This is a genomic window from Variovorax sp. M-6, from assembly GCF_052114385.1.
Classification (GTDB): Bacteria; Pseudomonadota; Gammaproteobacteria; order Burkholderiales; family Burkholderiaceae_C; genus Variovorax.
The window spans coordinates 110190-125886 of record NZ_JBFREQ010000006.1 but is presented as its reverse complement, the minus strand read 5'-3'; the positions used below and the strand labels follow the sequence as shown (position 1 = coordinate 125886).

The 15697-nt window shown below is 66.2% G+C and carries 18 protein-coding genes; 2 read left to right on the top strand and 16 right to left on the bottom strand.

All coding sequences use genetic code 11. The features are described from left to right. Window positions 1–32: 32 nt before the first annotated feature. Both AB4Z46_RS09300 and AB4Z46_RS09295 read right to left on the bottom strand, forming a co-directional pair. Window positions 33–1409, bottom strand: coding sequence for a type II toxin-antitoxin system HipA family toxin (locus tag AB4Z46_RS09300; protein WP_442283197.1), 1377 nt, complete (start codon window positions 1407–1409; stop codon window positions 33–35). 58 nt (window positions 1410–1467) lie between these two features. Continuing rightward, window positions 1468–1773: a helix-turn-helix domain-containing protein gene (locus AB4Z46_RS09295; RefSeq protein WP_442283196.1), complete on the bottom strand. Its 306-nt coding sequence runs from the start codon at window positions 1771–1773 to the stop codon at window positions 1468–1470. Window positions 1774–1993: 220 nt separating this feature from the next. Between AB4Z46_RS09295 and AB4Z46_RS09290 the strand changes: the two genes are divergently transcribed. Continuing rightward, window positions 1994–2686 carry a mobilization protein gene (locus AB4Z46_RS09290; protein ID WP_442283195.1) on the top strand — a complete coding sequence of 231 codons (693 nt, stop codon included), beginning with the start codon at window positions 1994–1996 and terminating at the stop codon, window positions 2684–2686. On the opposite strand, the gene AB4Z46_RS09285 is transcribed toward AB4Z46_RS09290, so the two are convergent. The 8 genes from AB4Z46_RS09285 to AB4Z46_RS09250 all read right to left on the bottom strand — a co-directional run bounded on the left by AB4Z46_RS09285 (window position 2656) and on the right by AB4Z46_RS09250 (window position 9398). Continuing rightward, entirely contained in the window at window positions 2656–3180 is a 525-nt protein-coding gene (locus tag AB4Z46_RS09285; RefSeq protein WP_442283194.1) for a disulfide bond formation protein B, read from the bottom strand. The two genes, AB4Z46_RS09290 and AB4Z46_RS09285, sit on opposite strands and share 31 nt — an antisense overlap. Continuing rightward, window positions 3177–4271 (bottom strand): sulfate/molybdate ABC transporter ATP-binding protein, encoded by a 1095-nt coding sequence (locus AB4Z46_RS09280; protein WP_442283193.1) that lies wholly within the window; start codon window positions 4269–4271, stop codon window positions 3177–3179. The genes AB4Z46_RS09285 and AB4Z46_RS09280 overlap by 4 nt, the downstream gene beginning before the upstream one ends. A 12-nt stretch (window positions 4272–4283) precedes the next feature. Next, entirely contained in the window at window positions 4284–5174 is an 891-nt protein-coding gene (gene cysW / locus AB4Z46_RS09275; RefSeq protein ID WP_442283192.1) for a sulfate ABC transporter permease subunit CysW, read from the bottom strand. Next, window positions 5171–6064 carry a sulfate ABC transporter permease subunit CysT gene (cysT, locus tag AB4Z46_RS09270; protein WP_442283191.1) on the bottom strand — a complete coding sequence of 298 codons (894 nt, stop codon included), beginning with the start codon at window positions 6062–6064 and terminating at the stop codon, window positions 5171–5173. The genes cysW and cysT overlap by 4 nt, the downstream gene beginning before the upstream one ends. An 85-nt stretch (window positions 6065–6149) precedes the next feature. Then, window positions 6150–7151, bottom strand: a complete 1002-nt coding sequence (locus tag AB4Z46_RS09265; protein ID WP_442283190.1) for a sulfate ABC transporter substrate-binding protein — start codon at window positions 7149–7151, stop codon at window positions 6150–6152. Continuing rightward, complete coding sequence (locus AB4Z46_RS09260; RefSeq protein ID WP_442283189.1) at window positions 7148–7726, bottom strand: RBBP9/YdeN family alpha/beta hydrolase; 579 nt, start codon at window positions 7724–7726, stop codon at window positions 7148–7150. The genes AB4Z46_RS09265 and AB4Z46_RS09260 overlap by 4 nt, the downstream gene beginning before the upstream one ends. A gap of 9 nt (window positions 7727–7735) precedes the next feature. Further along, complete coding sequence (locus AB4Z46_RS09255) at window positions 7736–8377, bottom strand: peroxiredoxin (RefSeq protein ID WP_442283188.1); 642 nt, start codon at window positions 8375–8377, stop codon at window positions 7736–7738. Between the two features lie 103 nt (window positions 8378–8480). Further along, window positions 8481–9398, bottom strand: coding sequence for a LysR family transcriptional regulator (locus AB4Z46_RS09250; RefSeq protein ID WP_442283187.1), 918 nt, complete (start codon window positions 9396–9398; stop codon window positions 8481–8483). Window positions 9399–9527: 129 nt separating this feature from the next. Here AB4Z46_RS09250 and AB4Z46_RS09245 point away from each other — a divergent pair, with 129 nt between their 5' ends. Beyond that, a complete protein-coding gene (locus AB4Z46_RS09245) occupies window positions 9528–10175 on the top strand; it encodes an FMN-dependent NADH-azoreductase (RefSeq protein WP_442283186.1) in 648 nt (215 codons plus the stop codon). 76 nt (window positions 10176–10251) lie between these two features. Here AB4Z46_RS09245 and AB4Z46_RS09240 read toward each other — a convergent pair whose 3' ends face one another. The 6 genes from AB4Z46_RS09240 to ssuC form a co-directional block, all read right to left on the bottom strand. Beyond that, entirely contained in the window at window positions 10252–10806 is a 555-nt protein-coding gene (locus AB4Z46_RS09240) for an NADPH-dependent FMN reductase (RefSeq protein WP_442283185.1), read from the bottom strand. A gap of 41 nt (window positions 10807–10847) precedes the next feature. Continuing rightward, a complete protein-coding gene (gene epsC / locus AB4Z46_RS09235) occupies window positions 10848–11762 on the bottom strand; it encodes a serine O-acetyltransferase EpsC (protein WP_442283184.1) in 915 nt (304 codons plus the stop codon). 74 nt (window positions 11763–11836) lie between these two features. Then, window positions 11837–13276, bottom strand: a complete 1440-nt coding sequence (locus AB4Z46_RS09230) for an amino acid permease (protein WP_442283183.1) — start codon at window positions 13274–13276, stop codon at window positions 11837–11839. A gap of 485 nt (window positions 13277–13761) precedes the next feature. Continuing rightward, window positions 13762–13977 carry a TOBE domain-containing protein gene (locus AB4Z46_RS09225; RefSeq protein ID WP_028250350.1) on the bottom strand — a complete coding sequence of 72 codons (216 nt, stop codon included), beginning with the start codon at window positions 13975–13977 and terminating at the stop codon, window positions 13762–13764. A gap of 52 nt (window positions 13978–14029) precedes the next feature. Further along, the gene (locus tag AB4Z46_RS09220; RefSeq protein ID WP_442283182.1) at window positions 14030–14860 is read right to left on the bottom strand and encodes an ATP-binding cassette domain-containing protein; all 831 of its coding nucleotides are present in this window, start codon (window positions 14858–14860) and stop codon (window positions 14030–14032) included. Continuing rightward, a complete protein-coding gene (ssuC, locus tag AB4Z46_RS09215) occupies window positions 14857–15690 on the bottom strand; it encodes an aliphatic sulfonate ABC transporter permease SsuC (protein ID WP_442283181.1) in 834 nt (277 codons plus the stop codon). Before ssuC ends, AB4Z46_RS09220 begins: the two co-directional genes overlap by 4 nt. Window positions 15691–15697: the final 7 nt, after the last annotated feature.

Sequence of the window (15697 nt, the reverse complement as noted above, 5' to 3'; positions counted from 1 at the left end):
CCCCACGCTCCTCCAGGGGGTCGCAGGCCGCCTCAGGTGTCGAACCAGGGCGCATCGGGATGGCGCTTGCGCCACGCTGCCACGCTCGCATTGCCCAGGATGTGCTCGGCGAGCCGGCTTCGATGCGTCGCCGTCAACGGCAGCGTCTTCAGCAGGCCGGGCCAGATCGCCATGGCCTGGTCGATGCAACGGGTCACAACCTCGCTCAGCTGCTTCTCCGGAATGTCCCAGACGTTGCCGAGTTCGCGCAGCGTCCTGGGCGTCAGCAGCGTGCGCGGCGGTTGATCGGGGAAAAATTTCAGGCCATGCCCCGAGCCCGCGAAGTACACGCCGTAGGCGACGATGTCATACGCGGGGGACAGCTCGGGCCGGGCTTGCCCGGTCGGGTAGACGAGGCTGAAGTTCTTCAGATGCGCGTCGTAGTTGCCGAGCAGCTCCGAAACCTTGATGCGGCGCAGGAGTTCGGCCACATCGGCCTCGCCCCGGGCCGAGCGCCGCTTGAGCAGCAGCCCGATCGCCGCGTAGGTGCCCAGGTACTTGTATTCCGACGGCGTGCCCGTGACCTGGGCGAAGTCCTCCATGTGCAGGCGCCGGGTTTCGGTCGGGACATCGCGGTCGAAGCGGGAAACCAGCAGGAACTTCCGGCCGTCTTTCTGCAGGGCATACGGCAGCTGGTCGGCGATCGAAGACAGCGGCTCCAGCGCGAATTCGCAGGTGTCGACGCCCGCCGCCGCCGCCAGCTTCAGCGAGCTGTACTCCACTTCGGGCAAGCTGTCGTACTCGCCCGTCGGCAGCTTGCCGATGAAGTGCTTGTGGTCCGAATGCTTCGACCGCATCACGTAGCGCCCCGGGCTTCCCAATACCAGCGCCACCTTGGGCTGGACACCCGAAATCGAGGTCTGCTGGGGCGTCGGAACCTGGCCCGAACTCATTTCGTAGCTGTCGCGGCTCTGGCCAATGAGCCGGCCCAGCGCGGGCTCGTCGAGCGTTTCGGCGTCGGCCCGGACATCGCCAGGCAGGTCGCCACCGCAAGCCGCGAGCAAGCCGAGTTCGTCGTTCACGTCCAGGCCCAGGTCGCCGATCAACTGTTTGCGCAGAGGGCCTTCGGGCAGCAGATTCTGGAAGAAGGGCGGGAGACCGAACTGGCCGTCGCCACGGTTGACGTCCAGCGCCGGGTCGAGCAACTGCGCCACCGTGGCGGCCTCGGCCTCCGCAATGGCCTGGGCCACCCTTTCGGCACTGCCCGAGGTCGCTGGCGCGACCACGTAGAGCTGGGACAGGACCGGCCGCGCAGCGTTCTTCGCATAGTCGTCGTCGAACCTGAAGTACACCCGCCCGTCGTCGAGGCCGAACAGCGAGCCGACGTCCGTCGTGCCGAGCCGGATGCGCAAGGACCGCACGACGCTCATGGGCGTACCTCCGTGCTTCGCACTGCGGTGCGAGCGCCTTCGGGCGGCCGGGCGGCGCTCATGACGCGCCMCGCCGGGGCGGCTTCGGCATCAGGCTGCTCACCTCGTCCTGCAGGCCGGTGGATTTGGTGTCGGCGCCGAACCGCGTCAGGTCCGCCACCGCCTGCGGCACGAACTGCAGCTCGATTTGCAGGCACCTGAGCAGGGCCAGCAGGGTGTTCAGCTCGACGTTGCCGCGCCCCGCTTCGAGGGCGCCCAGGGTGTTTCGGGAAATGCCGGCCTGCAGGGCCAGTTCCGAAGCGGTCATGGCTCGATCCTTGCGCGCCTGGCGCAGGAAGGCGCCGATGGCGGCGAGGGTCGTCATGTTGAACATACTTCCCATTTTATATTAATGCATAACATGCTGCGCAAATATGGATACGAATTCCAGCTTCACGCCCAACTTGCAGAGCATATTTGACAAATGCTCACTCAGATGTGCAAACGCGGCCCCATCGGCTTCCGCCACTCGGCTGGCACGGCGCCTCATTCGACTCGAACCCTAGAATGATTCGCAGAATTCATCCCACTCTGGCAGGAACCACATGAGCTCCATCAACTTCATCGGCGGCGAAAAGGGCGGGGTCGGCAAGTCGGTCACGGCACGGGTACTGGCGCAGTACTTCATCGACCACAGCCGGCCCTTCGTGGGCTTCGATACCGATCGATCGCACACCTCTTTCACCCGTTTCTACGAGGGATTCGCCTCGCCGGTGGTGGTGGACAGCTTCGAGGGGCTCGACACGGTGGTGAATGGCTTCGAAACCAACCCGCAGCAAAGCGTGATCGTCGACCTCGCGGCCCAGACCTTGGCCCCGCTGTCGCGCTGGATCAAGGAGTCCGACCTGTTCGACGTCTTCGCCGAACTTGGCGTGGCCGTCAATTTCTGGCACGTGCTCGACGACGGCAAGGATTCGAGCGACCTGCTGGGCACGCTGGTCGACACCTTCGGCAACCGGCCGAACTACATCGTGGTGCAGAACTATGGGCGCGGCAGCGACTTCGGCCTGTTGCTCGGATCGCAGTCGCTCGGCAAGGCGACCGCGAACGGCGCCCGGGTCATCGCCCTGCCCCGGCTGCACGACGCCAGCATGCGCAAGATCGATGCGCGCAACAGCAGTTTCTGGAAGGCCGTCAACGACCGCAACGGCGCGCACGCGCTGGGGCTGCTCGAGCGCCAGCGCGTCAAGACCTGGCTGGCGACCGCCTACGCCGCCTTCGACACGCTGCCGCTCTGAGTTCCGCGGCGAAACAGCAGGATCAGCAGCAGCAACGCGAAGCCCGTGAACGCGATGAAGGACCAGTTCGCGATCGACAGCCCGAGAAAGGTCCAGTCTATCTGCGAGCAGTCGCCGGCGCCGCGGAAGATCATCGGCAGCGCGCGCTGCAACGGGAAAGTCTCGATCATTCCGTAGATGTCGCGTCCGCAGGACACCACCTCCGGCGGATGCCATTGCAGCCAGCTCTGCCGCGCGGCCGTGTAGGCGCCGGCCACGGCCATGACCAGGCCCAGCAGGATGCCCACGACCTGCAGGCCCCTGCGGCTGCTGGCCGACGCCAGGCCGGCAAAGACCGCCACCAGCACCAGCGCGTAGCGCTGCACGATGCACATCGGGCACGGCTCGAGGCCGACCACATGCTGCAGGTACATGCCGAAGGCAAGCATCGCCACGCAGGCGATGCAGATCAATGCCAGGGCGCGACGCGGCGCACCAAAATACCAGTCGATCACGGTGAAACCCAATCCTCTACGAACACACGGGCCTTGCGCGGCGTGGCGACGACCTTGTCGCCCTCGTGCAGGCCGAGGTCCCGGAACTGTTGCGCAGGGAGTTGCGCTTCGATGATGGTTCCGGACCCTGGATTATCTGGATTCGATTCGACCGGTTCTAGTTCCAGGCGCGCGATCGGTCCGACCACGATCGCGCGGCTCAAGGTCGCGACGATCCCGCTGGCGCCCGGCGCGTAGCGTTCGACGCTCAGGTCGTGCGGCCGCACGTAGGCCAGCGCCTTGCCGTCGCGCAGCCCGCGCTGCTCCGCGGTGTCGAGCCGGATTCCCTCGACATGCACTTCGCCCTCGTGGGCGCGGCCGTGGAACAGGTTGACGTCGCCCAGGAAGCCGTAGACGAACGGACTCGCCGGGTGGTCCCACACATCCTGCGGGGAGCCGACCTGCTCGATGCGGCCGCTGTTCATCAGCACCACGCGGTCTGCCACCTCGAGCGCCTCTTCCTGGTCGTGGGTGACGAAGATGCTGGTGACATGCAGTTCGTCGTGCAGGCGGCGCAGCCAGCGGCGCAATTCCTTGCGCACCTTGGCGTCGAGCGCGCCGAAGGGCTCGTCGAGCAGCAATACCTTGGGCTCGACCGCCAGCGCCCGGGCCAGCGCGATGCGCTGGCGCTGGCCGCCGGACAGCTGCGCCGGATAGCGGTCGGCCAGCCAGTCGAGCTGCACCAGCTTGAGCAGCTCGTGCACCTTCGACTTGATCTGCGCTTCGCTCGGGCGCTGGCCGCGCGGCTTGACCCGCAGGCCGAAGGCCACGTTCTCGAACACCGTCATGTGGCGAAACAGCGCGTAGTGCTGGAACACGAAGCCGACCTGCCGCTCGCGCACATGGACGTCGGTGGTGTCCTCGCCCGAGAACAGGATGCTGCCCGCGCCGGCGGTTTCCAGGCCCGCGATGATGCGCAGCAGCGTGGTCTTGCCGCAGCCCGAGGGCCCCAGCAGCGCTACCAGTTCGCCCGAGGCGACATCCAGGCTGACGTCGCGCAAGGCGTGGAAATCACCGAACTGCTTGCTGACGTTTCTGATTTCGATGCTCATGGTCTTTCTCTTTCAGGGCGTCGGCCGCTCGGGCGGCAGCTCGGCGATCGCCTTCATCTCGCGCTCGTGGCGCCATTCGATGACCGACTTGATCACCAGCGTGACGAGCGCCAGGATGGCCAGCAGCGAGGCCACCGCGAAGGCGGCGACCGACTGGTACTCGTTGTAGAGCACTTCGACGTGCAGCGGCATGGTGTTGGTCTGGCCGCGGATATGGCCCGACACCACCGACACCGCGCCGAACTCGCCCATGGCGCGTGCGTTGCACAGGATCACGCCGTAGAGCAGACCCCACTTGATGTTGGGCAGCGTCACGCGCCAGAAGGTCTGCCAGCCGGTGGCGCCGAGCACGATCGCGGCCTGCTCTTCTTCCGTGCCCTGGGCCTGCATCAGCGGGATCAGCTCGCGGGCGATGAACGGGAAGGTCACGAACACGGTCGCCAGCACGATGCCGGGCACCGCGAAGATGATCTTGATGTCGTGCGCCTGCAGCCAGGGGCCGAACCAGCCCTGGGCGCCGAACACCAGCACGTAGATCAGGCCCGCCACCACCGGCGAGACCGCGAACGGCAGATCGACCAGGGTCGTGAGGAAGGCCTTGCCGCGGAACTCGAACTTGGCGATGGCCCAGGCCGCGGCAACGCCGAACACCAGGTTCATCGGCACCGCGATCGCGGCCGTCAGCAGGGTCAGGCGGATCGCGGCCCAGGCGTCGGGTTCCTTCAGCGCCTCGACATAGGCGCCGAAGCCCTTGCGCAGCGCCTCGGCCGCGACCGCTGCCAGGGGCAGCACCAGGAACAGGAACATGAAGGCCAGCGCGACGCCGATCAGGGTGCGGCGCACCCAGGCCGACTCGGTGGTGCCGGCCTGCACGCGGCGGATGGCTTTCGAAGCCGAGTTCATTGCGTCGCCTCCGAGCGGCGCCGCTTCCAGCCCTGCAGCCCGTTGATGACCAGCAGCAGCACGAAGGAGAGCACCAGCATCACCAGCGCGACCGCGGTGGCGCCCGCGTAGTCGTACTGCTCGAGCTTGCCGATGATGATGAGCGGCGTGATCTCCGAGATCATCGGCATGTTGCCGGCGATGAAGATCACCGAGCCGTATTCGCCGATCGCGCGCGCGAAGGCCATCGCGAACCCGGTGAGCAGCGCCGGCATGATCGAGGGCAGGATCACCTTGGTGAAGGTCTGCAGCCGGGTGGCGCCGAGGCTGGTGGCTGCTTCTTCCAGTTCCTTCTCGGTGTCTTCGAGCACCGGCTGCACCGTGCGCACCACGAACGGCAGCCCGATGAAGATCAGCGCGATCACCACGCCCGCGGGCGTGAAGGCCAGCTTGATGCCCAGCGGCTCGAGGAACTGGCCGATCCATCCGTTGCCGGCCAGGAGCGCGGTCAGCGAGATGCCCGCGACGGCGGTGGGCAGGGCGAACGGCAGATCGACCAGCGCATCGATGATCCGCTTGCCCGGAAACTTGTAGCGCACCAGCACCCAGGCCACCAGCAGGCCGAACACCAGGTTCACCAGGGCCGCGATCAGCGAGGCGCCGAAAGTCAGGCGGTACGAGGCCATCACGCGCGGCGAGGTCACGGCCACCCAGAACTGATCCCAGCTCATGCCGAAGGTCTTGAACACCAGCGCCGACAGCGGGATCAGCACGATCAGGCTCAGGTAGAGCACCGAGAAGCCGAGCGTGATGTGGAAGCCCGGCAGCACGCGCCGCGAGACGCCGCGCGCGCCCGCGGACGCCGGCGGCGCTGCCGCGGACGACAGCGCCGAAGTAGCAGCACCGCTCATCGTGCCCCCACGCTCAGCGCTGGCGCGTCATCGCTGCCCCCCGAGGGGGCGTTCGCTCGCTTGAAGCGGTTCTGCGCCGCGCTCATTATTTGGCGCCGGGCGTGTACAGCTTGTCGAACTGCCCGCCGTCGTTGAAGTGCACCTTCTGCGCTTCGCCGAGGCTGCCGAACAGTTCCTGCACCGTGAAGAGCTGCAGCGGCTTGAAGGTCGCCGCATTCTTCTTGAGCACCGCTTCCGAACGCGGACGCAGCGCATGCTTCGCCGCGATTTCCTGGCCCTCATCCGAGTAGAGGTAGTCGAGGTAGGCCTTGGCCAGTTCGCCGGTGCCCTTCTTGTTGACCGTGCGTTCGACGATCGCAACCGGGTTCTCGGCCAGGATGCTGATCGAGGGGTACACCGCATCGACCTTGCCCGAACCGAACTCGCGGTCGATCGACAGCACTTCGGATTCGAAGGTGATCAGCACGTCGCCGATGTTGCGCTGCAGGAAGGCGGTGGTCGCGTCGCGGCCGCCGCGGGCCAGGATCGGCACGTTCTTGAACAGCTTGCCGACGAACTCGGCCGCCTGGGCGTCGGTGCCGCCCTTCTTCTTCACGTAGCCCCAGGCCGCCAGGTAGGCGTAGCGGCCGTTGCCGCCGGTCTTCGGGTTCACGACCACGACCTGCACGCCGGGCTTGATCAGGTCGTCCCAGTCCTTGATGCCCTTCGGATTGCCGTTGCGGGTCAGGAACAGCATGGTCGAGGTGGTCGGCGATGCGTTGTACGGGAAGCGCTTGGGCCAGTCCTTGGCGACCACGCCGGCGTTGGCCAGGAAGTCGATGTCGGTCGAGGTGTTCATGGTCACCACGTCGGCATCCAGGCCGTCGGCGACCGAGCGCGCCAGGGCGCTGGAGCCGGCGTGCGACTGGTCGATCTTGACGTCCTTGCCCGTGGTCTTCTTGTAGTTCGCCACGAAGGCCGCGTTGTAGTCCTTGTAGAACTCGCGCGCGACGTCGTAGGAGGCGTTGAGCAGCGACGTCTGCGCGGAGGCCACGCCGCTGGCGGCGAGCACCAGGGTGCCGATGAGGGTCTTGATTCTGGAAGTCATAGGTTCACGAAAGGTTCTAGATCTCGGTGGGCGGCCATCAGCGCGGTCGGCTCGTCCGTCAGCGATTGGAGCAGCGCCAGGCCCAGAGGCCAGTCGCCGTGCCCGGATTCGATGTTGATGTGGCCGGCATTCTGCATCCGAACGAATTCGCTGCCCCAGGCCCGGGCATAGGCGCCCGCCAGCCGCACCGGACAGAACGGGTCGTTGCTGCTCGCCACGAGGATGCTGCGATAGGGCAGCCTGGCATACGGCACGGGGGCGAAATCGGTCAGCGCGGCGCGCCGCTCGGGGTCGGCCGGCGCCACCAGCAGTGCGCCGGCGACGCGCGCTGCGGCCGCGTCCGACAAGTGCGTGGTCGCGATGCAGCCGAGGCTGTGGGCGGCGATCACCACCGGGCCCGGGCACCCGAGCACCAGCCGCTCGAGCGCGCCCACCCAGGCGGCCCGGCTCGGCGTGATCCAGTCGTCCTGGACCACGCGCACGGCGCCCTGCATGCGCTCGGCCCAGAGGCTTTGCCAATGGCCGGGGCCGGAATCGCGCCAGCCCGGCACGATGACAATGGTGGGCTTGGTCACGCAGCAGGCTTATTTGTTCGGCTGCGGCGTCAGGCGCAGGTACGGGCGCACGGCCTTGAAGCCCTTCGGGAAGCGCTCGGCCAGTTCGGCCGGGTCCTGCAGGCTCGGGATGATGACGACATCGTCGCCGTCCTTCCAGTTCACGGGCGTGGCCACCTTGTGGCTGTCGGTCAGCTGCAGCGAGTCGATCACGCGCAGGATCTCGTCGAAATTGCGGCCGGTGCTCGCCGGGTAAGTCAAGGTGGTGCGGATCGTCTTCTTCGGGTCGATGATGAACACGCTGCGCACCGTCGCGGTGGTCGACGCGTTCGGGTGGATCATGTCGTACAGGTCCGCCACCTTGCGGTCGGGGTCGGCCAGGATCGGGAAGTTGACCGTGGTGTTCTGCGTCTCGTTGATGTCGCCGATCCATTCCTTGTGCTTGTCCGCCGGATCGATGCTGATCGCGATCGGCTTCACGCCGCGCTTGGCGAATTCGCCCGACAGCGCCGCGGTCTTGCCCAGTTCGGTGGTGCAGACCGGCGTGAAGTCCGCCGGATGGGAGAACAGCACCACCCACGAATCGCCGGCCCACCGGTGGAAGTCGATCGCGCCTTCGCTGGAGTCCTGGGTGAAGTTGGGGGCGGTGTCGCCGAGTCGCAGGGTGGCCATGTTCGTTGTTTCTTGCTGGATGGGGTGGCCATTCTGCAAACCATCGCTTCAATGACAAACGAATATCTACTTGTTTGAATATGAGCTTTTGGACATAAGCGTCTCATTCCACCCAGTGGTGCGGCTCGGCGCCATCGAGGTTTTCGACCAGGAAGTCGATCAGGCGACGCACCGCCGGCACCAGGGCGCGCCGGGCGGGGAACACGGCGTGGCAGATCCCGGGCGCCGGCCCCCAGCCCGGCAGCACCTCGAGCAGCTTGCCGGCGTTGATTTCCCGGCGGCACATGTAGTCGGGCAACACAGAGGCGCCGGTTCCCTGAACCACCGCGAACTTGAGCGTCAGCAGATCGTCGGCCACGTAGCGCGGCGTGTGGGTGTGGACCACCACCTTGCCGTGGGGCCCCTCGAGCCGCCAGCTGGCGCGGCCATCGCCGGTCGACATCGCGACGGTGTCGAGCTTGGCCAGGTCCGCCGGCGCTGCCACGGGCCCCTGGCGCTGCATCAGATCGGGGCTCGCCACCAGGATGCCGCGGCTGCCGCCGAAGTTCTTGGCCACCAGCGTCGCGCTGTCCTCGATCGTCGGGCGCACGCGCAAGGCGAGGTCGACGCCCTCCTCGACCGGGTCGACCGGCCGGTTCAGCACGCGCATCTCGATCCGGACCTGCGGATAGCGCCGCAGGAATTCGGGCAACAGCGGACCGACGCTGCTTTGCGCTAGCGTGACCGGACAACTCAGGCGCACCGTGCCGCTCGGCTCGGTCTGGATCTGCGCGACCGCCTCGGACGCCGCCTGCGCCGCGTCGCGCATCGCGGCGCAATGCTTGAGGTAGATCTCGCCCGCCGGCGTCAAAGACAGCCGCCGGGTGCTGCGCTGCATCAGCTGGACACCGAGCTGGGCTTCGAGCTCGGCCACCCGTCGCGACAGGCGGGACTTGGGAATGCCGAGCGCCCGGCTGGCGGCTGCAAAGCCGCCGCGCTCGGCCACTTCGGCGAAGAACACCATGTCATTCAGGTCTTGCACGAGATCACTGTCCTATATTTGGAACGAACTAAGCCATTTTCACAGACTTATCAACCACTCGACACAAAAATAGAATACTCCCAACGCCGACCGATTTCAGTGCCGGCGCTTTCAAGGAAAGCATTGATCATGAAGCTCCTGCACGTCGATTCCAGCGTCCTCGGTGGCCATTCCGTCTCCCGCCAACTCACCGCCGAAGTGGTGGCCGACTGGCGCAAGCTCCACCCGAACACGACCGTCGAGTACCTCGACCTCGCGGTGGACACCCCCAACCATTTCAGCGCCGATGCGCTCGGCATCAAGGTCGGCGTCCAGGCCGAGCCCACCGAAGCCCAGCGTCGCGAAAACGAAGTCTCCGAACGCCTGGTGAGCCAGTTCCTGGCGGCCGACGTGATCGTTGTCGGCGCCCCGCTCTACAACTTCACGGTGCCGACCCAGCTCAAGGCCTGGATCGACCGCCTGGCGCAGACCGGCCGCACCTTCAAGTACACCGACAAGGGCGCCGTCGGCCTCGCGACCGGCAAGACCGTGATCGTGGCCTCGAGCCGCGGCGGCATGTACTCGACCAGCGAAGGCGGCCAGGCGATGGAGCACCAGGAGAGCTACCTGAAGGTGATCTTCGGCTTCTTCGGCATCACCGACGTGCGCTTCGTGCGCGCCGAAGGTGTGGGCTTGGGCGATGCGGCCAAGGCTGCGGCACTGCAAGCCGCGCGTGCCGACATCGCGGTGGCGATCGGCCAGGCGGCCAATCAGGACCAGGCCACTCTGGCGGCCTGATTCCGGATCGGACGCCTCGCGCGTCCGCATGAAAAAAGGGGCGGTCCGCATCGAGCGGTCCGCCCCTTTTCACCTTTTACTTCCCCGTGTGGGTTTTGATCCAGGCTACGTACTTGTCGACCCAGCCCTGCAGGAATTGCTTGCTGCCTTCGGCGATATGGCCCTTGTCGTCGAACAGGCCTTCCTTGTTCTGAAGGAAGACCTCGGGCTGGCCGAGCGTCGGCACATCCAGGTAGGCCAGGATGCCGCGCAGATGCTGTTGCGCGACGGCGGTGCCGACGGCGCCGACCGACACGCCGACCACGCCCGCCGGCTTGCCGGCCCAGGCGCTCTGGCCGTAGGGCCGCGAGGCGTTGTCGAGTGCATTCTTGAGGACGCCGGGAATCGAGCGGTTGTATTCGGGCGTGACGAACAGCAGGCCGTCCGCCGCGGCGACCTCGGTCTTCAGTCGCTTGACCGCAGGCGCCTGGTTGCCGTCTTCGTCCTGGTTGTACAGCGGCAGGTCGTCGATGCGCACATGCTCGAAAGTGAAATCCTCGGGCGCGAGATGCGCAATGGCGAGCGCGAGCTTGCGGTTCAGCGAATCCTTGCGCAGGCTGCCGATGACGACGGCGATTTTTTTCTGGCTCATGAAGACTCCTTGAGGACGGGTTGAGGGAATGGGACGATAGCTCAGGGCCGGCGCCGCTGCGGCGCGTTCTGCAGGCTGGCCTGCGACACGCTGGCCCCCGTCGGCACGTCGTCGGTGATCCAGACATTGCCGCCGATGGTCGCGCCCTTGCCCAGCGTGACGCGGCCGAGGATGGTCGCGCCGGCATAGATCACGACGTCGTCTTCGACCACCGGATGGCGCGGCAGACCTTTCTGCAGATTGCCGTCGACGTCGGCCGGGAAGCGCTTGGCGCCGAGCGTGACGGCCTGGTAGATGCGCACCCGCTTGCCGATCACGGCGGTCTCGCCGATCACGACGCCCGTGCCGTGGTCGATGAAGAAGCCGGCGTCGATGCTGGCGCCCGGATGGATGTCGATGCCGGTCTGGCTGTGCGCGAGTTCGGCCGCGATGCGCGCGAGCAGCGGCAGGCCGAGCCTGTAGAGCTGGTGCGCAAGACGGTGATGGATCATCGCGAGGATGCCCGGATAGCAAAGCAGCACTTCATCGACGCTGCGCGCCGCGGGATCGCCCTGGAAGGCGGCGATCACATCGCCGTCGAGCAGGCGCCGGATGCCCGGCAGGGCCGCAGCGAACTCGCGCACGGCGGCGGTGGCCTGGGCGTCGATATCCTCGTCGGGACGCGGCCGTTGGCGCGCGGTATAGCGAAGCTCCAGCCTGGCCTGGATCAGCAGCGAATTCAGCGCCGAATCCAGCGTGTAGCCGACGTAGAAGTCCTCGCTGTCATGGCGCAGGTCGGGCGGGCCGAGCCGCATCGGAAACAGCGCGCCCTTGAGCAACTCGACGATGGCCGCGAGCGCATCGCGCGACGGAAACTCGCGGCTGCCGGGCTCGCGCGAGCGCTGCTGCGAATCGCGCCATTCGTCGCGCGCGCCGTGCAAGGCGCTGACGATGCCGCCGACATCGAATATAGACATGCGAACTCCTCCGGTCGTGGGGTCTCGACGATGCACCATCGCGCAAGACCCCACGACGAGCGGGTCTCTTGCGGTCAGAACTGCTTTCTCACCTTTGTTCCACCCACTTCTGCCAATGTCGTGAGAGGAATCTCTTTTCCCCTGACGAATCTCAAATAGACGATCGACAGGCCGACGATCCACGCCACGCCACCATACAGGGCGGGCCGGGAAGCTTCGTTGACGCCGAGCAGAACGATCGTGAAGACCAGGAAGCCAATCGCGGCCATCGGCGCGACGGGCCACCACGGCACCGGAAACTTCAGCGCCCTCGCCTCTTCCTTCGACATCTTCCTGCGCATGCAGTAGTGGGACAACAGGATCATCAGCCACACCCAGACGGTCGCAAAGGTTGCCATTGCCGCGACGACAAAGAAGAGTCCTTCGGGATAGATCCTGTGCAGTACCACGCCGGTCAGCATGGCCACGAGCATCACGACCACGGGGATGACAGGCACACCGGCCCTCGAAACGGTTCCGAGCATGTCGGGCGCATGCCTGTGTTTGGCCAGGCCATACATCATGCGGGCGGCGCCGAACAAATCGCTGTTGATCGCCGAGACCGCGGCGGTGATCACGACCACGTTCAGGACGTGAGCCGCCGAGGACACGCCGATGCTGCCGAATATCTGCACCAGCGGGCTGCTTGCACCGGTGATTTCGTTCCACGGGTAGACGGACATCAAGACGAACATCGTCCCGACATAGAAGATCAGGATCCGCGACGGCACGCTGTTGATCGCGCGCGGAATGCTCTTTTCGGGATCCTGCGCCTCGGCCGCGGTCAGGCCGATGATCTCGATGCCGCCGAATGCGAACATCACCACCGCGAAGGCCGAGACGAAACCCAGCACGCCATGGGGGAACCAGCCGCCGTGCGCCCACAGGTTGGAGATTCCCGTGGCGGCATTGCGGACCGCGGTGCCATCGGCATCGGTGGAGGTGAAGCCGAAGAAGATGATGTACGCACCGCCGGCGATCATCGAGCAGATCGCGACGACCTTGATCAGCGACAACCAGAACTCCATCTCGCCGAACGCCTTCACCGCGCACAGGTTCAGACCGGCAATGATCAGCGTGATGCCCAGGGACCATATCCACGGCGGAACGTCCGGGAACCACAGCCCCATGTAGATCGAGAACGCGATCACGTCCGCAATGCAGACCAGAACCATCTCGATGATGTAGGTCCAGCCTGTCAGAAAGCCTGCCAGGGGATTCATGTAGTGACTGGCATAGCCGCCGAAGGATCCGGGAAGCGGCTTGTGGAGAATCATTTCACCCAGCGCCCGCATCACCACGAAAACCGCGGCGCCCGCCAGCAGGTAGGCGAACATGACCGAAGGGCCTGCCAATTGAATGGCTTTGGCAGAGCCATAGAAGAGCCCGGTGCCGATCGCCGAGCCCAGGGCGATGAACAGGATGTGGCGGCGATTCAATCCCTGTTTCAGTTCTTTGTCTTGCGTACTGCTCATTTCTTGATCTCCCTTTTTAGACTAGACACGAATCGCCAACGGCAACTCCTGGCTCGCATGCGGCGGCGCGCCGAGTGTTCAGCCGAAGATGAAGCAATGGGGCCGAAGTCGCTCGCGCGCTTCGGCGATGGCGAATCAGCTGTCGACGTCGCCAGAGGCTGATTGCGTGGAGGTGCGCGCCGCGCAGCGGCTGCGAAATGAGGCGCAACGACGGCAGCGAGGCTGGTTCATGCGAAGGCCGATGGATGCGGCCGGCACGCATTGCGTCGCGTACGACGGCAAGCGCGCACGCATTCGGTGGCGTGCGCCACTCGGGCTCTGATTCATTGTCTCTACTCCCTTGACTGACCTGTTGCCGCTGCCCGATCGACTCGTCGGGCTTCAGGCGTGACGCGGACACCCGTGGGTGATCCGCGAAGCGGCGATATTAGGTTCAGACGTCCTCGAAAGCAACCTGTGCGGTGCCTTCGAGGTCTCGCTCCAGCTCAAAGCTTGGCGATCGACACCTCCGTCGACTTCACCAGCGCGACGACGTCGGAGCCGGGCTTGAGCTGCAGTTCGTCGACCGAGCGCGTGGTGATGACCGAGGTCACGATGCCCCACGCGGTTTCGACGTCGACTTCGGAGACGACGTCGCCGCGGATGATTTCGCGCACCTTGCCCTTGAACTGGTTGCGCACGTTGATGGCCTGGATGGACATGGAAAACTCCTTCGGGTTGGAAATGGGATGGATCGACAATGAATGAACGGCCTCACACGGCCCAGCGCAGCACATGCGCCGGCCCGTCGGTCCAACGGGTGTCGTTGGCCAGCTCGGGGTCTGCCTCCGCGGGCTTCTGCAGCACCCGGTCGAGGATGCGTTTCTCGATCGCCGCGAAGGCCGCGTCGCCCTGCGACCGAGGACGCGCCAGCGCGATGTGTTCATCGAGCGCGATGCGCCCGTCCTCGATCAGGATCACGCGATCGGCCAGCGCCACCGCCTCCTGCACGTCGTGCGTGACCAGCAGCGCGGTGAAGCGATGGCGCAGCCACAGGCCCTCGATCAGGCGATGCATCTCGATGCGCGTGAGCGCGTCGAGCGCGCCCAGCGGCTCGTCGAGCAGCAGCAGCCGCGGCTGGTGCACCAGCGCCCTGGCCAGCGCGACGCGCTGGCGCTGGCCGCCCGACAGACGTGCCGGCCACTCGTCGCGGCGCTCGGCCAGGCCCACCTGCGCCAGCACCTCCTCGCCGCGCGCCCGGCCCGCCCCGGGCAGGCCCAGCGTGACGTTGTCGAGCACGCGTCGCCATGGCAGCAGGCGCGCTTCCTGAAACATGATCCGCGTGGCGTCGTGCAGCCCGTCGATGGCCTTGCCGTCGACCTGCAGCGAACCCTCCGTGGCCTCTTCGAGGCCGGCCACCAGGCGCAGCAGGGTGCTCTTGCCGCAACCGCTGCGGCCCACGATCGCGACGAACTGGCCGGGCTCGATGTGGAGCTGCGTGTGGCGCAGCACCTCACGCTCGCCGTAGCGTTTGCTCAAGGATCGGATGTCGAGGCGGACGCCGCCCTCGTCGTCGGCGTGTGTTTGCTGAAGCGGCGCGCTCATTTCGTCGCTCCATAGGCCGGGTGCCAGCGCAGCCACCAGCGTTCGAGACCGCGCGCGAAGAGATCCGCCAGCTTGCCGAGCAGCGCATAGAGCAGGATGCCCACCAGCACGATGTCGGTCTGCAGGAACTCCCGTGCATTCATCGTCAGGTAGCCGATGCCCGACTGCGCCGAGATGGTCTCGGCCACGATCAGGATCACCCACATGAGGCCCAGCGAGAAGCGCAGGCCGACCAGGATCGACGACATCGCGCCCGGCAGGATCACTTCCTTGTAGAGCTGCCAGCGCGTGAGGCCGTAGGTGCGGCCCATCTCGATCAGCTGCGGATCGACATTGCGGATGCCGTGGAAGGTGTTGAGGTAGATCGGGAAGAACACCGACACCGCGATCAGGAACAGCTTGGCCGATTCGTCGATGCCGAACCACAGGATCACCAGCGGGATCAGCGCCAGCGCGGGAATGTTGCGCACCATCTGCAGGGTGGAGTCGAGCAAGGTCTCGGCGAATCTCACCGATCCCGTCAGCAGGCCCAGCGCGAGCCCGAGTCCGCCGCCGATCACCAGCCCGGTCAGCGCCCGTGCCGCACTCACCTTGACGTGGGTCCAGAGTTCGCCCGAGGCGGTGAGCCGCCACGCGGCCTTGACCACGTCGATCGGCGCCGGCAGCACGCGGGTGGAGAGCCAGCCGAGCGACGACGCGGCCTGCCAGGCGGCGATCAGCGCGACGGGCACCAGCCACGGCAGCAATCGCCGGGCGACGCCGATGGCAAAGCCCCTGGCGGCATCCAGCGAGGGCGCGGCCACGGGCAGGACCTGCACTTGTTGATTCATGCGCGTC